Here is a 21,188-nt window from a genome sequence, read left to right on the forward strand (position 1 = left end):
AAAACTAATAATATGTACCGTATTGTATTTGAATGAATTAAGTGAAATTCGCTTGTTTTTACCACAGTTCTTTGTTTCCAGTAGTTTTTATTCCGCTTTAAATTTTTCAAATTCCGATTTATCTATTTTCTGAATTATCGTTGACTTTCCCATTTTAAGTTTTCCAGATTCAGTTACCGAAACGATTTCATCATTCGGTTTCTCAATAAAATATTCGGAAGAATTATTTCCAAAATCATATTTCGACCACGCGAATGTACCTTTTCTATTATCGTTTTTATAATAATCAGTTTCAGATTCTGCATTTAGAATTCCGTATTCAATTATTTTTTTAAAGTGTCCGTCTGTTGATTCAGTTTTCCACCATTGGGTTTTGAATTGTTCTGATTGATATTCTCTATTTTCCCAATTATCTCCAATTTTTGGTATTCCGAGTTTTTCACGTTCTGAATTAAATTCAATCCCGTGATTCTTGTTTATCGGAATAACGAATAGGTAGATTGCGTTTAAACCAATTAGAATTCCCACGTAAACAAGCCCTTTGAGTATTCCTTTCCCCATTGTTTTAATTGAGAAAGTAAATTCTTTTGGGTCTTTTTTATAGTCATAATAATATGATATTCCAATCGGCACAATTATTATAATTATTATCAAAATTCCGTATATCATTCGTGTTTGTGTAAGGTTAGTTGCGTGTTTAAGAAATTAATTATACACGGCTTAAGTTTTTTATTTTCCATTTTTACTATAAACTTTTTATCCAATCTCTATAAAATAAATTTTGCTTTTCAGGACTTATACTTTCAGAAATATCTGTGTATTCATATATTTCCACAACAGAATCCATTTCCGCTTGTTTCCCAAGTTTTAGAGAATATGCTTTTGGAGCAAATTTCATCAATGGAGAAGGATAAACATTTATCAAAGCTCCTTTGCATTTCAAGTCAACATTATCTTCTATCAATTTCGTTCTGAATTTTTGAAGTGTTCCAAAATGAAATTCGTCTGACACTATTATTTTTTTTTCATTATATTCAGTAAAGATTGTAATTAAATCTTTGTTTTCGTCTTCTACGATTGAAACGTATAGTTCAAATTCTTTTTTTGTATTTATATCAAATGCTTTAAAAATCATTCTTTTTCAGGATTCTTAGATTCAGTTTTGTAATTACAGCCAACGTGTTTGTATATGGTTTGTTGCGTGGTTTAAGTACTAAATTTAGCAAATAAAAACCGAATAGAAAGTCCGCGAGGATTTTCGTAAGTAGGCGAGAACAAGCCATTAATTATACATGATTTACGTGAGCTATACAGTTATGCTGGATTAACACCTATAATAAGACAAAGCAGAACCAGCATAAATGGAAGAGCACGAATAAGTAAAATAGGTAACCAGAAGTTAAGAAACCTACTGTTTATGTGCAGTTTTAATGCTTGTAAACACAACAAAGCATGCAAGGCAATTTACGATCGAATAGTAGCCAAAGGAAAGAGTAAAAAACTAGCTTTAATAGCTGTCTGTAATAAGCTCTTAAAACAGGCTTTTGCTATAGCAAAATCAGGATTAATATACGATGACGGATATATAAGTGTACTGGTTAGAAATTAAGTGAAATTCGCTTGTTTTTTACCACAGTTCTTTGTTGTATGCAGTACTTTTTTCAGTTCGTTATAATAAAGTTTTTTTTTCTTCGTTTGTCAAATTGTGTCTAATCAAATAGCTAAATAATATAATACACAATTACATATACTATTAACTAATTAAATCAAATATTATGAAACGTTTATTGTTGTGTTTTTCCATTATTGCATTTACTTTTTCTTGTACTGAATCAGATAATTCTGAAAATCAAATTAATCAACCTGATGTTAATTTTTTCGCTTTAACAATTGGTAATTCTTGGGTTTACAAAAATTACAAATACAATGCTGGCACAGAAATGTATGATGATACTGGTGTAATAGACTCGATAAGTATTGTTGGTATTCAAGATTTTTCAGGTGAATCCTACTATAAATTTAGAAGATTAACAACAGGAAATGAAGAAGGAATCACTTTTTGTAATCCTAATGGTGAACATTTCGAGTTTTTGAGAGAATTTGAGGGAAGCTTAATAAACGAAGAAGGTTCTATAATATTCACAAATAGTAATAATGAAGAACGTTTATTACAAGAAAATGAATGGGGAAATATTTATGAGATTCTTGTAGAAGGTAATACCATAATTAGTGTTGAAGCGGGCGAGTTCGACTGCATAAATTCAGAACGATATGCTAAAAATTCAGATGGTGAGCAACTACCAGGTTTAGACCGTTTTTATTACGCAAGTGGTATAGGACTTATTTATGATTCTTCATCATTTGTTTCTAATTCTACACCAAGTATTATAAGACGTTTAGATTCTTATGAAGTTCAATAATCAAAAATAAATAAAATACAAAAAGAAACGTAATCTTAATTGAACGTTTCTTTTTGTCCGTATTGCTTGCAACGCTTGAGCTATGAACAGTACGGGAGCAAACTGGCGTTTGCTTTCCGCCACGCACATAGCAAAATCTTTTTGTTTTGTTTTTTCTTTTCCTTGTTTAAAGCAAAATCCCAAAGATTTTGCGGACATCATAAAAATACACAAACCTTTTGGTTAAGCCCGTATTGTTTATAGGTTTTGTTGTAACACGTTTTTTATGCCCAAAACTTCCACCAAACTCCTTTGTTTATGGATGATTCCGATATTGTTTGTTTTTGTTCTAGATTGGATTTTTTTAGTTCCTTTGTCCACAAACGATATACCTTTCCTTTCGGTTTATCTGAATCATCAATAGGATATTCAAGTCCTATTTTTTTCATAAAATCTACAATTTGCCAATCGATGTTTTCAAATTCATCATCCTGATAAGCTTTCGATTCATCATCTTCAAGATTCCATCTTACTAGATATTTGTTAATATCCTCTATTTTAACATCTGGTATCAATTCGGAAATCAATTTCGCATTTCCTTTTTGCTCGTCAATATCTACTTTGCTCAAATTATCATCCCAGTAATCAGGTATTGGATTAAACTGGTCAACTAGTTCTCCTTTGTTATAAAGTAAGTACATCCATAAATCTCCATCGTGGATGTGAAAAGAAAACACAGGACATTGTAATTCAGATGAAATGTAGATGGAAACATCATCCCATTCCATAAGTGCATATGGATAAAATATTGTTGTGCTATTTTGGTTTTCATTTATGACACAAAAATTATCATCTAAGTGCTCAAGTTCTTCTATTTCTAATCCTCCAGATTTTTTTTCAGCATAACTTCTTAGGCATTTTTCAACTTCGTATTCTGATTTTCCTATTATACCGGACATTGATAAAAATAATCCCATAGTTTATGATTTGGTCAAATGTGTTACAACGGTCTGGTATAAGAATAGTAGGGCTGAAAACAGTCGCAAACCATTCGGATGAAACACAAGCCCAATTTTTTAATTTTTCTTATTATCTTTTTTTCTCAATAAGCGAAATTTAAAAATTTGGCGACCTTGTAAATAGACAACAGTCTTTCGGTAAGGCACTAATCGCCCAATTTGCTATATATAGGTTACCACACGTTATCTTTCTTTCTGTATTTCAATCACTTGATTATATACTTTTCTAACATTTTGTATCAAATCAAGTTGTGGGTTTGCTTTCATTCCAGGCCACCAATTCATTCCATTTCCCCATATCATCATTGGATTTTTTGGTCCGATAGAGATAGTTCCGCTTCCATCATTTTTTTCGTTGTATTCAATATCAGATAAGGTTCTAATGTTTAACGATTTTATATTTTTAGAAAATACTCCGCTTTTTATAATTATTCTGTCTTTTGTCAATCCATAATAAGTGTTTTCTCGTTGTTTTGCATCAATTATAAATCTCCCGAACACAAATATTAATCCTATAATCACAAAAGGAATACCAAATAATGCAAAAATTCCGCCACCTTGTGAAGCCATAAACATCCAAAATATAGCAAATCCACACCATAATAGGCTGAAAGGTATTAGGAAAATATCAGCTGTTCTAAATACAATACCTTTTTTCGGTTGTCCTGTCCAAAGCAAAGTTTCGTTATTGTCTAAATGTTGTCTTAATTCCGATTGTATATCTCCTCTCATACAGATTTTTTTAATGTGTGGTAACAGCCAAAGGTATAATGCGAGTGAGGCATTCCATTGGTATGTTTATATTTTGGTTTTGGTTTTAGATGTGAAAGTACAAAACTATTATAGAATTTAGTCGCCTCACAGGTAGTATAAATGGAAGAGCACGAATAAGTAAAATATGTAACCAGAAGTTAAGAAACCTACTGTTTATGTGCAGTTTTAATGCTTGTAAATACAACAAAGCATGCAAGGCAATTTACGATCGAATAGTAGCCAAAGGAAAGAGTAAAAAACTAGCTTTAATAGCTGTCTGTAATAAGCTCTTAAAACAGGCCTTTGTCATAGCAAAATCAGGATTAATATACGATGACGGATATAGAAGTGTACTTGTTAGAAATTAAGTGAAACTCACTTGTTTTTTACCACAGTTCTTTGTTGGGCGTTCGTTATTTGTTCCCAATCAACAATTTTGAAATTTTATTTGCATTCTCAATTTCAAGTTCTACTAAAACTTTCCTAATTTGTTTTTCAAAAGCATTAATATCTTTTCTGCTTGATTTTATTTGAGAATTAAGTTCTTGTCTTGAGAAGTTATATTTTTCTGATAACTCCTTATAATCACCTAAGTTAACTTCTGTGTAATCAGATAAAATTATACTCTCATTAGTTTTTTTACAATAAACCCAAGGATGACCAATCCATAATTGTTCCCATTTATTTAATTCAAATTTTTCAATTTTTTCCCAATGATTTAGGTTTGCAATATCACCACAACAAGTTGGTTCGATAATTATTTTGTCATTTTCTGTAATTACTATTCCACCAAATAAAGGTTCAACATATTCTTCTGCATTAGATAAGTCTTTTCCTTTTAGTTCTTTTTGAAGAATAGTTTTTAATTCAGAATCACTAATATTTTTTATATCAATTAGATATGAACCAAGCTCTATAGGCTTTAAACTTTCTAAATTACTATCTGAAACACACTTATACCAGAAATCACTCCATGCTTTTGCGTTTTTTTCTTTTGAAGTATTTGGGAACTCATATTCATTCTCAGTATAATCCAAAGGTTCTATTTCAATAGTGTTTAATAATTTCATTAATGGTTCTGAAGTTTTTTTAATGACGCCCAACAACGTTCAGTATAAGAAACGTAGGGCAGGTGATAAGCACTTTCGTTTCGGTTTATTACTTAGCTAAATATAAATATTTTGCTTTTATCTTTTTTGTTCTAAACGCCAAATTTTATATTTAGAGGACTTTGTAAATAAGTACAAACTTTTCGGTTTAGCACCTAATTAGCTATGTTTTATAAACCGTGTTACCCAATGTTAATTCTTTTAAGGGTTTTTAATTATATTTATTTTATTAAGGGATGGAGGTGGAGATGCAGGAGCTGGTGGTCGACCACTAATACCTTCTTTAGTTGGAATTATTAATTTAAAATCTAGTTTTAAATCTTCAATCTCTTTTTCGTTTATTTGACAAAATGGTCTTTTAAATTTTCTAAAACTCAATGAATCGTAAGCTATAGAATATCCTCTTATAATTTCATCTAATATATCAGATACTTTTTTAGAATTGTCATTTTTTTTAAAATCAAAAACTACTTTAGAATATTTTTCCTCCTCTAAAAGATAATTTGATAAACTATCTCCAATAGAGCTTATTTGAATAAAATCATTTTCAACAAAAGGTAGCTTATCTCTGAGGGTTATAGTAAAATAACTACGGTAGTGTATACCTGGACATAATTTAGGAGTATTGTAAATTAATTTTAACTTTTTTAAATGCTTTATATCAGAGCTATATTTTATTAAATCGCCCCCACAATCATTTAAATTCAAGTTTAAATTTTCCTTTAAAAAGTTTAAATCGACGTCATTAAATACGGAATTAGGCGTTATGTATATACTTTTGTCAAGAGTAAAAATCTTTTTTTTTAGGTTATGGCAAACATCATATTTTATAGATGTATTCTCTTTTTTATTAACAATGAATAGTATAATCGCAATCAAAGGAATTATTGTCAAATAACCCAAAGAAGAATTAATAGATTGCCTTTTTATTTTCATCAGTTGGTAATATTGGGTAACGGTCTCGGCTATGAGTAGTTGCGTGGGTTAGCGATTAACTTTGCAAGTACACACCAAGTTGGAAATTCCGCAGGAATTTCCAAAGTAGGCGAGAACAAGCAATTACTTATAGCCAATGTTGTGTGCAGTTTTTATTTGTTTAATTTCTTGTAAAATTCAGACTCTCGAATTGATTTTTCTAATTCAGATTTTATTTTTTCACTATCACTTTCAAAACTTAAAGTCCAACTTGGCACTCCAATTTCAATATCAAAATATTTTATAAAATAGTTTGTCCATTCATCTTTCTCATCTTTTTCAATTTTTGAATAAATTTCACTAATTGATTTTTCAAAATCTTTTTTTATCAGAGATTGGTCAAAGTTTTTTTTCAACGATTCTATTGTTAAGTCGACTAAACCTGAATTATTTGCTAAACCATTATTGAATATATGAGGCAAAAGATAATTTAAAGCTTTTTTCTTTTCTCCAATTCCATTATAGATTTTAGCATACTGTTTTGCATTGTATATTTCATCTGCAGCAAAAGCATTCCCGCAAAAATGCTGTAAAGGATATTTTTCATTAAGCTTTTTATATTCTAAAGCAGTCTTATATTCTCTTTTATTAATATAAATTTCAGTTAGTCTTTTACTTGCTTCATTTTTAAAGTTTGCATATGGGTTTGACATTATTCCAATTCTACCACTATTTTCTTTATCGTTGGCATTACCGTTTAAAATAATTTTCAGGTATTTAATTTCATCTTCTTCATAGTCCAACAAAGAACTGATATGAGCAAGGTTGTAAAGAGATTTGTGATAAAGTTCAGAGTACGGAAAGTCTTGTGTTACTTTTCCAAATTGGTCAAGAGCTAACTCGAGAATTTCTTCTTTCTCGTTTTTTAAAATATCATACTTGACTTTTTCATCTTGTTTTAAAGTATCAAGTCTTTGTAATTCCCAATCAATACTTAATTCATCGACCATTTCAAAAATAGTGACACCTTTATTAAATGTAACTATATCTAATTTGTCATTTTTGTTAGAAGTCTTGTTCTTTAATGATGAACAAGAGGTTAAAACTAAAATAGTTAATATGTAGAGATAATATTTTTTCATTTTATGGATTTACTCATTTATATTCAAATCTATAAAGGTGTTTTGAGTTAAAAAAACTATAATGAGCAAAACATACTTTTCAATTAGTTAACTTGATTTTCTGACGTAGCTCTAAAATTGCACACAACGGTCTTGTATATGGCTCGTAGCGTGTAAATTAGAAAATTATTTTCGGATTGAGCACAAGCCAGATTTTTAAATTTTACTATTTATGTTTCTTTCTCAAATAGCCAAATTTAAAAATTTGGCGACCTTGCAAATGCGCCCGAACCTTTCGGTTTTGCTACAATTGCCCTATTGTTTTTATGCATTGTTAGTAACCGTATGTTCTTTACATTTATGATTATTGAATCGTATTTATAAATGCATTAAAGTGGTTTTATTAGTAATTTCACATATTCGTAGCGTATAGAAACCCACACTTTATTATTTGTGATATTAACTGTAATTTTTACACTCAGCATTTTAATTAACCAAATGAATCAGAATATGTTATTTTTTTTCGAATTAATTAATTTCTAAACAGCACTTTTATTATCCGTTAAAATCATGTGCAGTTACAAATGTTATGTTAGTACCGTCCTGCGATGAGCCATTAATATCTATTGTAAAGCTAATAGCGCCGCCTGTCACTATAACCATTCCATTATCTAAGATTGATTGCGAAACAACGACACCACTAGAATCAAAACTTGTATAAGAAACCGTTGCTTGATTCAGACCTGGCATTGAAGTATTAACTATTGGAAATGTGCCTGGAACAACATCTGAAATATAAGTTAAGACAAATTCTATTCTCACTGTGCAGTCGTTATTGACTGCCATAATAGTAAATTTTGATACATCTTCGTCACTGATGTACAAAACACTGTCTAAGAAGTATTCACCATCACTATTTACTATCGCTGTTGATGCCAATGGATTACAATTGGTTGCTGACCTATCGTTATCAGCATCATCGTTACTACATGAATTCAATAAAAGTAATAATAAAAGTAGGAGGTAAAAGTTGTTCTTTTTCATAATTTTTTTTTGTGTGTTAAAAAGATGAATTCACCGTTTTTTTTAATCAAAATTATAATTTACAGTGAATAGTTATAATTTTTAGTTTAATATGATCTGCAACAATGCTTTTCGTTCTTGTTTAAGTTTAGTTAATTTGTTCAATATAGATTTCTAAAATTTCATCATATATGTTTACTAACGGTCTTGTGTATGAAACGTAGCGTATAAAAAGACGCTAATTTTTCGGATTAACACAGAGCCGAATTTTTATATTTTGTTTTTAACCTATCAATCTTAAAAGCCAAATTTAAAAATTTGGCGAACTTTATAAATAGGTAAGATACTTCAATTAAGCAACTGCTAAGCTATGTTTTATACACGTCTTAAGTTTGAAATCACTAAATTAAAGGTTTATAAATAGAAAGAACAAAAGAGAGGAATAAGGTTATTATATACGTAGAGACTACAGATCTCGTCAACATTGAAAATCCCCTCTCTTTTCTACACAGATTTCGTACAGTTCTATGAGGCTTTTAAGACCTCGATTTTAAGTTGTTGAAACTCGCGTAGGTTGTCCTTTCCAAAAACATATTATAATGAATAAAGATATTAAATATTTCGGAATAGACATCAGTCATTTGGTATTTGATGTTACCGATTCCGATGGTAAATACTATCAGTTTAAAAATAGTATTTCGGGCTTTAAAAAGTTGGTAGAGTTGTTAGATGATAACAGCCATTGTGTAATGGAAGCTACCGGTTATTATCATTACCAACTGGCTTATTACCTATTAGAATCAGGTAAGAAAGTGTCGGTTGAGAATCCTTTATCTGTAAAACGATTTATACACTTGACTTTTACGAGTTCGCTTTCGCGAAAGCGGAATTATAGGAAGACATTTGTCTAAAATCAAGACAGACAAGAGTGATTCTAAATTGATTTGTGCTTATGCAAAACAGGTAGATTTAAAGCTATGGCAAGGTAATTCTAAACATCAAATAGAATGCCTTCAAATGACTAGACTGCTGTCAATGCTGACTAAACAAAGCATTATCTATAAAAATAAACTACATGGCGAGTCCGTTTTAGGTAATCCAAGTAAAGTAGTTGTCAGTTCTATAAAACGTAGTTTAAAACAAGTACAGAAAGAAATAAAATTAATAGAGGATAAGTTGCTAGCCTTAGTAAAACAGGTGCATCATGATGTCCTAACTCGTTTAAAAAGCATTACAGGAATAGGAGATAAGACTGCTTTAATGTTAGTTGTTTTAACCGATGGATTTGAGCGTTTTAAAAGTGGAAGTGAGCTATGCAGTTATGCTGGATTAACACCTATTATAAGGCAAAGCGGAACGAGCATAAATAGAAGAGCATGAATAAGTAAAATAGGTAGCAGAAGTTAAGAAACCTACTGTTTATGTGCAGTTATAATGCTTGTAAATACAACAAAGCATGCAAGGCAATTTACGATCGAATAGTAGCCAAAGGAAAGAGTAAAAAACTAGCCTTAATAGCTGTCTGTAATAAGCTCTTAAAACAGGCTTTTGCTATAGCAAAATCAGGATTAATATACGATGACGGATATAGAAGTGTACTGGTTAGAAATTAAGTGAAATTCGCTTGTTTTTTACCACAGTTCTTTGTTAGCTGTAGTGCTTTCTTCTTCAGCTCTTTTTTTTATTGATTCTATCGCAAATTTTGCTGAACCTTTTACATCCCTTTTTTTACTATTTAAATGCTTTTCTAAAAATGGAATTGCCTTTACCGTTCCCATATTATTCAATGTAGCATTTGCATATGTTAAATCATATTGGTCTTCTGAAACAGCCAAAATTCCAATTAATGCTTTTTCCGCAATTCTGTCTTCCGCATTTTTTAAAGATTGAATGGCACTTTGTCTAATTTGCCATTTATTATTTTCAATTGCATTTATTAAAGGTTGCAAATCAATTCCATTTGGTTTCTCTAGGTTAGAAATTCTGTTGAGAAGTGAAGAAACTATATATTTATCTGTTTCCTTTTCAACTCTTTTTATTAGATATTCCGTTGCTTTAGTATTGTTCGTGTTTTTTGCAATATGTCCAAGTAAGAAATACGCTTTATCCCTTTTCTTTTTATCCTTTTCAGAATCAATAAATTCAGTTAATTCAGGTATATAATTTTCATTATCAATCTTTTCCGCTTCTCTCAAAGCTTTCCAAGAAATTGTATCAGAACTGTTATAGCCAGATTCCAAAATTTGGTCGCTTTCATCATTCATCCGTGAAATTATGTCGGTTAAATATTGATTCATTATCGGATTTTTTTTCGCATTACAGCTAACGTTAAGTATAAGAAACGTAGGGCAGGTGATAAGCGATACGTTTCGGATTGGTACTAAGCCAAATATAATATTTTGCTTTTATCTTTTTTATTGAAAATGCCAAATTTTATATTTGGCGACTTTATAAATAAACACAGACCTTCCGGTTAAGCACAAACGCCCTATGTTTTTTATACCTTGTTACCACCAGTTATTTCAACTTTTTTATTTTATCTAAAGACTGTTTTATTTTATGAGCGAATGTTCGATATTGACATCTAACTTCCATAATCAGCATTCTTAAGTGGTTGTATTTTGTCGAATATAATTTACCTAATTCTCCAATTTTATTTCCAATCGGATGAGTGCGCATTAAATTATTGTCAAGGATGTATTTTTGTGTTGGTCTTACTATTTCTTTATAACACTCCACTAAATGTCTACCATTGGCAATCTCATCGTAATAGTGCTGAACTTTAGTTTCAAAAAAATCAGTATGTTGTGTCCTTCCGTTATTTCTATCGAATTCGCAGAAATCAGCAAGAAGTTTGATGTAATTATAGTCAATTTCGGCTAGAGGATTTCGAATCGATTCACTCCTTTGAAGTACAATTCTATGATAATCATTTATGTCAGTTAGAAGATTTGATAAAAAATCAATTTCTCCGAAGTATTGATTAAATTTTACTTTTTCATCTGAAGCAAAAGAGCTGAATAATTTTTCGGATTCCATTTTTAAAATCCTATCAAAGCTATTAGTTAGTAACTTTGGCGGTGTTGTTGGTATTCCGCTGTTTATGTTAATAGTTTCCTGATAAAACTTATTGTAGCCTTTTAAGAGTGGTGGACCAATAAAATTTAAAAGTTCGTCTACTTGATTTAGAAAGTACTCTTTAAGTTCTTTGAGTTCCTTTTTCTCTTGTTCTCTTTTTATATATCTGTCAATTAAAATACCAATAATAAAAATGAACAGTGTTATTGCAACTGTAAAAACAGTATCATATTTAGCACCCCAAAAAGTTGGCTCTGTTTTTTTTCCAATAGAGCTAATCTCTTCTTTTAGTTCAATTACAGAACCATTTATTCCTTCAAGTTGTTTGCTTTGAACGAATACAGTATCCTTTTTTACAATAAAAATCGTGTCAGTTTTTTGCTTTTTTAATTTCTGTTGATTCATTCTTAGTAACTAGGTTTTTCTAATTGGTGGTAACGTTTATGTATAAGGAAAGTTGCGTGTTTGTGTGCGAGGATTTTCCGAAGGAAAATCAGAAGCTAGCAAACAAGCAACTAACTTTGGTTTAGCTAAAACTAGCAATTTTTTTTATACGGCTTAAGTTTGAAATCACTAAATTAAAGACTTATAAATAGAAAGAACAAAAGAGAGGAATAAGGTTATTATATACGTAGAGACTTCAGATCTCGTCAACATTGAAAATCCCCTCTCTTTTCTACACAGATTTCGTACAGTTCTATGAGGCTTTTAAGACCTCGATTTTAAGTTGTTGAAACTCGCGTAGGTTGTCCTTTCCAAAAACATATTATAATGAATAAAGATATTAAATATTTCGGAATAGACATTAGTCATTTGGTATTTGATGTTACCGATTCCGATGGTAAATACTATCAGTTTAAGAATAACGTATCAGGCTTTAAAAAGTTGGTAAAGTTGTTAGATGATAACAGTCATTGTGTAATGGAAGCTACCGGATATTATCATTACCAACTGGCTTATTATCTATTAGAATCAGGTAAGAAAGTGTCGGTAGAGAATCCTTTATCTGTGAAGCGATTTATACAGATGAAACTGTCTAAAATAAAGACAGACAAAAGTGATTCTAAATTGATTTGTGCTTATGCAAAACAGGTAGAATTAAAGCTATGGCAAGGTAATTCTAAACATCAAATAGAATGCCTTCAAATGACTCGACTGCTGTCAATGCTGACCAAACAAAGCACTATGTATAAAAATAAACTACATGGCGAGTCTGTTTTAGGTAATCCAAGTAAAGTAGTTGTCAGTTCTATAAAACGCAGTTTAAAACAAGTACAGAAAGAAATAAAATTAATAGAGGATAAGTTGCTAGCCTTAGTAAAACAGGTACATCAAGATGTTCTAACACGTTTAAAAAGCATTCCAGGAATAGGAGATAAAACTGCTTTAATGTTAGTTGTTTTAACCGATGGATTTGAGCGTTTTAAAAGTGGAAGTGAACTATGCAGTTATGCTGGATTAACACCTATAATAAGGCAAAGCGGAACCAGCATAAATAGAAGAGCACGTATAAGTAAAATAGGTAACCAGAAGCTAAGAAACCTACTGTTTATGTGCAGTTTTAATGCTTGTGAATACAACAAAGCATGCAAGGCAATTTACGATCGAATAGTAGCCAAAGGAAAGAGTGAAAAACTAGCCTTAATAGCTGTCTGTAATAAGCTCTTAAAACAGGCTTTTGCTATAGCAAAATCAGGATTAATATACGATGACGGATATAGAAGTGTACTGGTTAGAAATTAAGTGAAACTCGCTTGTTTTTTACCACAGTTCTTTGTTGTAGGTAGTTTTTTATTCATATTTTATTAATCAACCATACAATTCCGATTCCAGAGAATAAAAATCCACCGACTATAAAAATCATTGGAAAATAGGTTTTCCAGAACTCACTGTTTATCATTATTTCGTATTCATTATTCTTTTTCAAGTAAATTATATCAATCGGTTCATTTATCCGTTTAGGATTCGCACTTGAATCCAACTTTTGGGTTGTTTCAATTCCGTTTTTGTCCGTAAATCGAACAACAGGAAAGTGATAGATATGTGAATCACCGTCAGCATCTTTGCTACGTTCCTCTATAAAGTCAATTATTTTAGCTTTAGTTTTAATTCCACTTGTTTGTATTCTACGATTTGAATTCCGAACGTTAAATCCAGCGTATAAAAATCCACCTCCAACTATTAAAAAGACAATTGCTCCAATTAAGTTTTCCATTCAGTTTCTTGAGTTGTCAAATTACCTACAACGTTAAGTATAAGAAATCGTAGGGCAGGTGATAAGCACTTTCGTTTCGATTTATTACTTAGCTAAATATAAATATTTTGCTTTTATCTTTTCTACTATAAACGCCAAATTTTATATTTAGCGGACTTTGTTAATATTCACAGGCCTTTCGGTTTAGCACAAACGTCCTATGTTTTTTATACCTTGTTGGCAACAGTATTTTTTAATTCAGTTGGTTTGTTATTTATTCGCTTTATTACGTATGCAATTAAAAGTCCGATTGTAAATGTTGTCAGAATGGTGCAAATAACAAATGCAATAATTGGCGGAATCATCATCAAAAACCTTTCTTCCGTTACAGTCAGTCCGACAATCAGACAAAAAGTTAACCAGATAATTAAATTCACAACAACAGAATATTTAAAAGAAGTCAGAATAAATGATTTTCCATCATTAATATTTTTATAAGCCAATATTCCGCCAATCCAAAGAGCAATCAGAAACGCAACAACAAGTCCAATCGTCGAAACACCATATGCACCAAGAATAGCGATTGTCAAAAGTCCTTCTCCAGTTAGTAATAATGGTATCCAAATCGTAGCAATGACAGTCAGAATTCCAATTGGTGTCCCAATGAGATAAGAAGTCAGAATACTTTGCTTTAATTTTTTTTCCATTTGTTTTGCGTTCAGTTTGGATATTGTTGCCAACGGGCAAAGGTATAAGGCGTGTGAGGCGTTTTGCTTTGTATCCCAATGTTAGAGATGTTAATTTAGGATTTTAAAGATAGACTAAATTTGAATTATACAGCCTCACAGGTAGCCTTTAAAACGCCTGATACGCTTTATGCTTTGTTCACGCCAGTTATTTGTGGCAGCATGACAAAAGCAAGTATGCACCGGATTTAAGACGAGGCGTTTTACACCTTTGCCCGTTCAGGCCAATTAGTAGTTTGGGAGTCTTAAAATTGTTAATTTGTTTAACCTAGTGATAGCTTTATGTTTTTCATGGATATGGAGTAGAGTAATTTTAGTTCGCAATAAGAACAAATTAAAATTTTATAGCGTAGAACTACGGCCGCAGGTAATTGGCCTGAACGTTAAATATATGGCATGTTGGGCAATAAATAAACGATTATTATCGGTTTAGCCACAAGCTAAATCTTTTTATTTTGTTTTAATTTTTGTTTTTTAATACCAAATCAAAAGATTTGGCGACTTTGCAAATAGACAACAACTTTTGGATTAAGCACTAATCGCCCAATTTGCTATATATATTGTTAGTGGTAGTTATTTATTTTTTTTAACTCAATCCATTCGTGTTCAATATCCTTCATCAAAAGAGCATTGTCAAATTTGACTGATCCCTTCGGAAAAATATCGGTATTCTCAAAAAAACTAGATCTAACTTTTTTCACATTTAAAAGGGATACTTTCCAGTTATAAGCTTTGAGTTCTAATCCGTCAAAGTCATTTTTGTCAGGAGAATATCCGATTGATCCATTTTCGAAAAAATCCGAAACACAATTTAGGTTTTCAAATACACTTTCCTCATTCCAATTGTCAGTTTCACTTGCCTCAATTGATAAAGAGGTTTCATCATCGCTAACAAATCCCACATTATAATTCCCGTCAGATTCATTAACCGTAAATTCTGCAAGGTGATGAATCCCTGGAAAAATAGTTCCTCCAGCTAAAGAGTTTAATTTCGAAGAAGTATCCCTTCTCGGAATATAAACACCTTCTTTTATTTGTCCATTTTCGTTCCATTCCACAGCAATTCTGTGAGCTCCGTTCTCGGAGGAAATTCCGATTTGTTTTGGTAATCCTTTAGGTCTGATTTCCTTTAATCTGATTAAACATATTCCAGCAATACCTTTTCCATTAACTAACTTAGGTTTAAATGGCTTTGGTAAATAATTTTCCAACACTTCTTTATCAACTTGATAGTTTACAAGAATTCGTCTGTCAATTATTCCTTTTATTTTCGGTATTTTCATTTTTTTTGTAATTACCACTAACGTCTCTGTATATGAGCAGTGCGAATGAAGAATGGCGAAAGCCATTCGGCAGGCACAAGCTGATTTTTACAAATTTCGATTATTATTTTTTCTGGGGAATAAGTCGAATTTGTTAAAATTCGGCGGTCTCCCAAATATACCCTAACTTTTAATGAAGCACAAACCCTCGCATTGCTTATATGCTTTGTTACCTACCGTTATTTTTTCAATCCAATATTTTCTCAATCCAATGCTCTTCAAATTCTTCTAGGATTGAATCTTTATTTCTATCTGGATAAATTTGAGGGTAAATATGTTTAAAACTAAAGCGTTTTTGTTTTTCTGTTTTAAATTCCGCAAATTTTCCTTTTTCGATTTGACTGTACATAATGAACTCTGTGGTGTCAATCATTTGTTCATTTCTACCATAAAAAGTTTTACTTAAAAAGTCAATTTTAGAATCTTGGTTAAAATCATATAATTCAAGTTCAAATCCAGTTCTAAATCTACCAAAGTAACTTTCACTCTTAGTACTTAAATCATAAATTAGTTGATAATTTACACTACATCCAAGTCCTGAGCAAGGTTCGTTAGTAAGTATAAAACCGATTAATGATTCAGATTCGTACAGTTTTATTTGTCTAACGTTATTAGCAAAATTTACACTATCAACACTATTTCCCCAATTGTTATTTAAAGTAACTTTATCAGACGTATTAATTTTATTTCCGTTGATTATTATTTCTAGCGCGTTATTTTTTTCAGACCAACTTATTTCGTTTCCTAAAAGTCTAATAATAGACTTTTTATTATTGTAGTTTGGATTATTGAAAACAACTGTTGGTTTATATTTTTCAGATTCAAGGTAGTCAGTTATTATTATACCGTATTCAATTTTTTTCGTAATAATTTTAGATTCAGTTGTCTTTTTTTTTGAACAACTAGATATTAAAATTAGTACTAATGTTAGTTTTATTACGGATTTCATTTAATGGTAGGTAACGGAATTGTATAAGAATAGTAGGGCGGAAAAAAGGCAACTACTATTCGGTTTAACACAAGCCGAATTTTTAAATTTTTCTTATTATCTTTTTTTCTCAATAAGCCAAATTTAAAAATTTGGCGACTTCGCAAAAGTGCCCAAGCCATTTAATTAAGCACTAATTGCCCTATTATTTTTATACGGTGTTACCTGCTGGCTTTTTTCGGAATCCAAAATATCCAGTTATTAGCGCAATTAACAAAATTATTCCATTTATAATCCAAAACACCCATTTATATTCACGTTCAATTAGTAAGTCATAAGAAGGACCAGGCACATCCACTTGAATTACTATTTTTAGTTTATTCGGTTTTGGGTTCGCATTTACAAATTTCAGTTTTAGTTCATATTCAGTATCTGATTTGCTTAAAAAACTATTGTTTTCATAAACTTCTATTGGTTTTCCTTTATGTAATATTTCGAGATTCGTTTCCATTGGAATCATAGAGTCAACCTCTTTGTACGAATTCGGATTATCTAAGCTAATTCCGATTTTGTATGATGATTCAAAGTCCGTTGAAAATTTTTCCGAAATATTAATTTCTTTTTCAAACGAGAACTTTTCATTAAATGCAGTTAATTTTCTGTTTGTTTTGTCAGGTATTAATGTTATGGTACAGTATATGGCAATTACTCCAAATATTATGCTAATTATTTTTGATGAAGTTCTTGTCATTCGCGATGTTTTTCAGCTTGCAGGTAACGTTAAATATATGGCAAGTTGGGCAGAAAATAAGCAATTACTTTCGGTTTAGCTACAAGCCAAATCTTTTGTATTTTGTTTTAATTTTTCTCTTTTAATACCAAATCAAAAGATTTGGCGACTTTGCAAATAGACAATGTACTTTCGGTTAAACACTAATCGCCCAATTTGCTATATATATTGTTGTAAATAGTTATTTTTTCACGCCCTTAATTCCGCTAGCACAACCGAAAAAATATTCAATGTACTCAACTTCAAAATTTACTCTCTTAAAAATCTCAAATACATTTTTAGAATTCCCGAACTCTTGTGTGTAAATACCTAACATTTTATAGGTCTCTGGACTTCCTAAAAAAACTTTTCCTAAAATCGGAATAACGTTCTTTAAGTAAAACATATAGAACGGTTTTAAAATTCCAATTTTTGGTATTGAAACATCAATTAATGAAAATTGCCCATTTCGTTTTAGAATTCGGTCAATTTCATTGGCAAGATTTAAAAGTTGTTCATCATTAAATGTCTTTAATCCAAAGCCAGATATTACATAATCAACAGATTCGTTTTCGATTGAATTATCAAATACATTTTCTTTTAGTAATTCTATTTTAGATTCGCTGAATTTTGCTTTTCTTTTTTCAGCTCGGTCAATCATTCCAGATGAAAAGTCAAGTCCAATTAATTTTGAGTTACTATCCGATTTCTTTAGGATATGTTTCCAACATTCTCCCATTCCAGTCATTAAATCCACAACAACTTTTCCACCTTCGATTTCAATTTCCTCTACACATTGTCTTCGCCATCTTTCACTAAATCCAAATGACGTTATGTAGTTCACTTTTGTATAAGAACTCGACATTTTATCAAATAACTTTTCTACAAATTTTGGTTCGTAAATTTCTTTCATTAAGTATGGTTGGTCATAATTATTTACAACGTTTATATATAAGCAATTTACTAAAAAACCATTAACTAACCCTACCATATAGGGTGTATATGAGAACTTTTTTGTTACATTTTATGTATTGCGGTTTTAGGTGTATATAAGAACTTTTTATTATTAAACGTTTAATAACGGCTAGAGTTTCTTTCATTTCTAGACGTAAAAAAGACCAACGCAACTGGTTGGTCTTATAGGTGTGTGTTATGGTATAATAGGGTGGTTTGCGATTTTGCTTTCGCGCAAGCGGTATTCTTATAATAGTGTATGGTGTGGTGATGGTCTTATTGAGAAACGGCTTCTTTATAGGTTTTTAAACAGCGCTCTCTAGCTTCTTTATGGTCTACCATCATCTCTGGATAACTATCGGTGCCGTACTCTGGTACGTATTCTTTTATGTAGTTGCGCTCTTTGTCAAATTTATCTTTTTGAGTAATGGGATTAAAGATTCTAAAATAGGGCGCAGCATCTACACCGCTGCCTGCTGCCCACTGCCAGTTGCCCACGTTACTGGAGAGGTCATAATCGAGTAGTTTTTCGGCAAAATAGGTCTCGCCCCAGCGCCAGTCTATTAAGAGGTGTTTTATTAAAAAACTTGCTACTAGCATGCGTACACGGTTGTGCATGTAGCCGGTGGTGTTTAATTCTCGCATACCTGCGTCTACTAGGGCATAACCTGTGGTGCCGGTTTTCCATTTTTCAAATTCGTCCTCATTATTGCGCCACTCGATGCGGTCGTATTTTGATTTAAAGGCTTGGTCTTTGGTATGTGGGAAATGGTAGAGTATCTGCATGAAGAATTCTCTCCATATCAACTCGCTTAGGAATGTCTTGTTGTCTGCATGGTCTGCCTTGCGCACCATTTTACGCACACTTACTATACCAAATCTTAGGTAAATACCCAGTCTAGAGGTTCCGTTTTCTATGGCTGGATAGTTTCTAGTATTCTCGTATTCTTCTATAAGTGTAGGTGTGACGGTATAGGCTGGTATTTCTATACTGGATTTTTTAAATCCTATGTCGCTAAGAGACAGGTTGGGCAACCTGCTGTTTTTGATACAGTTATCTAGGTAGTCGTGGGTGTAATAAAATTTTTGATGCTCGCCGCTGCCGTGGTCTTTTCTAAAATGTTCTAGCCACTTATTTTTATAAGGTGTGTAAACGACATAGGGATTACCGTCTGCCTTTGTGATCTCGTCTTTTTCATAAATAACTTGATCTTTAAAGGTTTTAAAATCTACATTATGTTGTGCCAGCAGTTGATCTATTTCTAGATCGCGTTCTAGAGCATAAGGCTCATAATCATGGTTAGTAAACACGGTGTCTACTTGATAGTCTTTAAGTAATTGCGTCCATATTTTTTTAGGTGTTCCATAGAGCATGGCTATAGAACTGTCGTGTTCTTCTTGCAGTTGTGAGCGCATGCGCTGCAGTTGCTCATGGATAAAGGTAACGCGTGCGTCGTCTTCTGGTAATTTATCTAGAATATCACTGTCAAATATGAATAGGGGCAGGACAGGAAGATCACTTTTAAGTGCTTCTAGAAGTCCTACATTATCATCGAGTCTTAAATCTCTACGCAGCCAAAATATGTTTACCTTTTTACTCATCGTTTATTTATCCTAAATTTAAAGACCCCTTACCGCCGTTAACACCTATCACCTGGCCGGTAATCCAGCCCTCGTTTTGATTCAATAAAAATACGGCAAGGCTTGCAATATCTTCTGGTGTACCGACACGTTTAAGTGGGTGCATGTCGCCCATTTTTTCTTTTTTGGCATCGTTATTTAAGAGTCGACCAGCGAGTGGTGTGTCTACTAGTGACGGTGCGATAACGTTTACTCTTACCGTAGGAGCATACTCTGCCGCTAGTGCGCGAGCATATCCTTCTATAGCACCTTTTGCAGCGGCTACACTGGTATGAAAAGGCATTCCTGTACTTACTGCAACGGTAGAGAAATAGACTATACTGCTGGTACCGTTTTTAGTCAATAAAGGTAAAACCGTTCTGGTGGCTTTTATTAAGGAGAAAAAATTGATCTCGATATCTTCTTCAAAATGTGATTGCTTCAACATTTTAAAGGGTTTTAGATTAATGCTACCAGGGCAGTACACAAAACCATCTAGAGATTCTGGCAGTAAACTGGTGTCTAATTCTTCTGTAAGTGCATCAAATGGAATGTGTGTCACACTATCTGGTAAATTTTCATTTTCTCTAGAGGCTACGTACACGTTATTTCCTTCATGAAGGTGTTGTACGATGGCGTTTCCTATTCCATGGCTACCGCCTATAAGTAGTATATTTTTTAACATTTTTGTACTTTTATGGTATTCTAATTATTCTAAGTAGAGACTTCAAAATCTCTTATTTTTCTTTAAATGCACCGAAGTGTTTGATGAGTGCGCTTTCGCGAAAGCGGAATATTTCTTCCAACTTTTTCTTAACTAATGGCGTCCCTAATTTACCTAGTACACCGAATGGCAAGCGGTAATGAATTAAATCTTCCATGAGTGTGCCGCCTTCTATCTCTGTAATAAAATGCTTGTGGTGCCAGGTGGCATAGGGACCGTACATTTGCTCGTCCACAAAAAACTTGCCTTCTTCTACTTGTGTGATGTGAGTCACCCAGTTGGTTTTATAAAAGGGTAGTGGTTTTATAGAGTATTCTATAAGCTGTCCAGGATACATACCTCTTTCTGTACCGTACTGCACGACCATATCCAGTTCTGGTGGTGTGAGTAGTTTCAGGTTATTTGCATCTGTTAGAAATTCCCATGCCTTATCTATGGAGATGGGTAATTTTTGCTGCGAAGAAAATTGGATTAATTTCAAGTTATTTTGTTTAAGGTATAAAGGTAACTCTTA

At 31.9% G+C, this 21,188-nt stretch carries 21 protein-coding genes and 3 pseudogenes; 5 read left to right on the forward strand and 19 right to left on the reverse strand.

Annotation, left to right across the window (positions count from 1 at the left end; genetic code table 11):
• Nucleotides 1-87 precede the first annotated feature (87 nt).
• Together ACJJVJ_RS01025 and ACJJVJ_RS01030 are read right to left on the reverse strand one after the other, a co-directional pair.
• The gene (locus ACJJVJ_RS01025) at nucleotides 88-669 is read right to left on the reverse strand and encodes a hypothetical protein (RefSeq protein WP_405368331.1); all 582 of its coding nucleotides are present in this window, start codon (nucleotides 667-669) and stop codon (nucleotides 88-90) included.
• A 76-nt stretch (nucleotides 670-745) separates the two neighbouring features.
• Nucleotides 746-1,135: a hypothetical protein gene (locus ACJJVJ_RS01030; protein ID WP_405368333.1), complete on the reverse strand. Its 390-nt coding sequence runs from the start codon at nucleotides 1,133-1,135 to the stop codon at nucleotides 746-748.
• Between the two features lie 168 nt (nucleotides 1,136-1,303).
• Here ACJJVJ_RS01030 and ACJJVJ_RS01035 point away from each other — a divergent pair.
• Nucleotides 1,304-1,609, forward strand: a pseudogene (locus tag ACJJVJ_RS01035) (transposase); the annotation flags it as partial.
• Nucleotides 1,610-1,775: 166 nt separating this feature from the next.
• Entirely contained in the window at nucleotides 1,776-2,420 is a 645-nt protein-coding gene (locus ACJJVJ_RS01040; RefSeq protein WP_405368335.1) for a hypothetical protein, read from the forward strand.
• Between the two features lie 263 nt (nucleotides 2,421-2,683).
• Here the strand turns inward: ACJJVJ_RS01040 and ACJJVJ_RS01045 are convergent, their stop codons facing one another.
• Nucleotides 2,684-3,376, reverse strand: a complete 693-nt coding sequence (locus tag ACJJVJ_RS01045) for a hypothetical protein (RefSeq protein ID WP_405368337.1) — start codon at nucleotides 3,374-3,376, stop codon at nucleotides 2,684-2,686.
• 225 nt (nucleotides 3,377-3,601) lie between these two features.
• Nucleotides 3,602-4,150, reverse strand: a complete 549-nt coding sequence (locus ACJJVJ_RS01050) for a hypothetical protein (protein ID WP_405368338.1) — start codon at nucleotides 4,148-4,150, stop codon at nucleotides 3,602-3,604.
• A 134-nt stretch (nucleotides 4,151-4,284) separates the two neighbouring features.
• Here ACJJVJ_RS01050 and ACJJVJ_RS01055 point away from each other — a divergent pair.
• A pseudogene (locus tag ACJJVJ_RS01055) lies at nucleotides 4,285-4,539 on the forward strand (IS110 family transposase); the annotation flags it as partial.
• Between the two features lie 45 nt (nucleotides 4,540-4,584).
• Here ACJJVJ_RS01055 and ACJJVJ_RS01060 read toward each other — a convergent pair.
• The 4 genes from ACJJVJ_RS01060 to ACJJVJ_RS01075 form a co-directional block, all read right to left on the reverse strand.
• The gene (locus tag ACJJVJ_RS01060) at nucleotides 4,585-5,241 is read right to left on the reverse strand and encodes a hypothetical protein (RefSeq protein WP_405368339.1); all 657 of its coding nucleotides are present in this window, start codon (nucleotides 5,239-5,241) and stop codon (nucleotides 4,585-4,587) included.
• 240 nt (nucleotides 5,242-5,481) lie between these two features.
• On the reverse strand, nucleotides 5,482-6,216 hold the full coding sequence (locus ACJJVJ_RS01065; RefSeq protein ID WP_405368340.1) for a hypothetical protein: 735 nt from the start codon (nucleotides 6,214-6,216) through the stop codon (nucleotides 5,482-5,484).
• 152 nt (nucleotides 6,217-6,368) lie between these two features.
• Nucleotides 6,369-7,337, reverse strand: a complete 969-nt coding sequence (locus ACJJVJ_RS01070; RefSeq protein ID WP_405368341.1) for a hypothetical protein — start codon at nucleotides 7,335-7,337, stop codon at nucleotides 6,369-6,371.
• A gap of 534 nt (nucleotides 7,338-7,871) precedes the next feature.
• Entirely contained in the window at nucleotides 7,872-8,255 is a 384-nt protein-coding gene (locus ACJJVJ_RS01075) for a hypothetical protein (RefSeq protein ID WP_405368342.1), read from the reverse strand.
• A gap of 683 nt (nucleotides 8,256-8,938) precedes the next feature.
• Between ACJJVJ_RS01075 and ACJJVJ_RS01080 the strand changes: the two are divergent.
• A pseudogene (locus ACJJVJ_RS01080) lies at nucleotides 8,939-9,952 on the forward strand (IS110 family transposase).
• A gap of 18 nt (nucleotides 9,953-9,970) precedes the next feature.
• Here ACJJVJ_RS01080 and ACJJVJ_RS01085 read toward each other — a convergent pair.
• On the reverse strand, nucleotides 9,971-10,636 hold the full coding sequence (locus ACJJVJ_RS01085; protein WP_405368343.1) for a HEAT repeat domain-containing protein: 666 nt from the start codon (nucleotides 10,634-10,636) through the stop codon (nucleotides 9,971-9,973).
• 220 nt (nucleotides 10,637-10,856) lie between these two features.
• Nucleotides 10,857-11,822: a hypothetical protein gene (locus ACJJVJ_RS01090; RefSeq protein WP_405368345.1), complete on the reverse strand. Its 966-nt coding sequence runs from the start codon at nucleotides 11,820-11,822 to the stop codon at nucleotides 10,857-10,859.
• Between the two features lie 366 nt (nucleotides 11,823-12,188).
• Here ACJJVJ_RS01090 and ACJJVJ_RS01095 point away from each other — a divergent pair, with 366 nt between their 5' ends.
• Nucleotides 12,189-13,160, forward strand: coding sequence for an IS110 family transposase (locus ACJJVJ_RS01095; RefSeq protein WP_405368347.1), 972 nt, complete (start codon nucleotides 12,189-12,191; stop codon nucleotides 13,158-13,160).
• Nucleotides 13,161-13,212: 52 nt separating this feature from the next.
• Here the strand turns inward: ACJJVJ_RS01095 and ACJJVJ_RS01100 are convergent, their stop codons facing one another.
• The 9 genes from ACJJVJ_RS01100 to ACJJVJ_RS01140 form a co-directional block, all read right to left on the reverse strand.
• Nucleotides 13,213-13,632, reverse strand: coding sequence for a DUF3592 domain-containing protein (locus ACJJVJ_RS01100; protein ID WP_405368349.1), 420 nt, complete (start codon nucleotides 13,630-13,632; stop codon nucleotides 13,213-13,215).
• 206 nt (nucleotides 13,633-13,838) lie between these two features.
• The gene (locus tag ACJJVJ_RS01105; protein WP_405368351.1) at nucleotides 13,839-14,318 is read right to left on the reverse strand and encodes a hypothetical protein; all 480 of its coding nucleotides are present in this window, start codon (nucleotides 14,316-14,318) and stop codon (nucleotides 13,839-13,841) included.
• Nucleotides 14,319-14,920: 602 nt separating this feature from the next.
• Entirely contained in the window at nucleotides 14,921-15,640 is a 720-nt protein-coding gene (locus ACJJVJ_RS01110; RefSeq protein ID WP_405368353.1) for a DUF2071 domain-containing protein, read from the reverse strand.
• Between the two features lie 226 nt (nucleotides 15,641-15,866).
• Nucleotides 15,867-16,628 (reverse strand): hypothetical protein, encoded by a 762-nt coding sequence (locus tag ACJJVJ_RS01115; protein WP_405368355.1) that lies wholly within the window; start codon nucleotides 16,626-16,628, stop codon nucleotides 15,867-15,869.
• A 190-nt stretch (nucleotides 16,629-16,818) separates the two neighbouring features.
• On the reverse strand, nucleotides 16,819-17,358 hold the full coding sequence (locus ACJJVJ_RS01120; protein ID WP_405368357.1) for a hypothetical protein: 540 nt from the start codon (nucleotides 17,356-17,358) through the stop codon (nucleotides 16,819-16,821).
• Between the two features lie 220 nt (nucleotides 17,359-17,578).
• A complete protein-coding gene (locus tag ACJJVJ_RS01125; protein WP_405368359.1) occupies nucleotides 17,579-18,289 on the reverse strand; it encodes a class I SAM-dependent methyltransferase in 711 nt (236 codons plus the stop codon).
• Nucleotides 18,290-18,606: 317 nt separating this feature from the next.
• Nucleotides 18,607-19,932: a cryptochrome/photolyase family protein gene (locus tag ACJJVJ_RS01130; RefSeq protein ID WP_405368361.1), complete on the reverse strand. Its 1,326-nt coding sequence runs from the start codon at nucleotides 19,930-19,932 to the stop codon at nucleotides 18,607-18,609.
• A gap of 7 nt (nucleotides 19,933-19,939) precedes the next feature.
• Nucleotides 19,940-20,635: an SDR family NAD(P)-dependent oxidoreductase gene (locus tag ACJJVJ_RS01135; protein WP_405368363.1), complete on the reverse strand. Its 696-nt coding sequence runs from the start codon at nucleotides 20,633-20,635 to the stop codon at nucleotides 19,940-19,942.
• Nucleotides 20,636-20,687: 52 nt separating this feature from the next.
• Nucleotides 20,688-21,155 carry a cell division inhibitor gene (locus ACJJVJ_RS01140; protein WP_405368365.1) on the reverse strand — a complete coding sequence of 156 codons (468 nt, stop codon included), beginning with the start codon at nucleotides 21,153-21,155 and terminating at the stop codon, nucleotides 20,688-20,690.
• Between the last annotated feature and the right edge of the window lie 33 nt (nucleotides 21,156-21,188).

It is taken from the genome of Nonlabens sp. Asnod2-A12, assembly GCF_045063745.1.
Lineage (GTDB): Bacteria > Bacteroidota > Bacteroidia > Flavobacteriales > Flavobacteriaceae > Nonlabens > Nonlabens xylanidelens.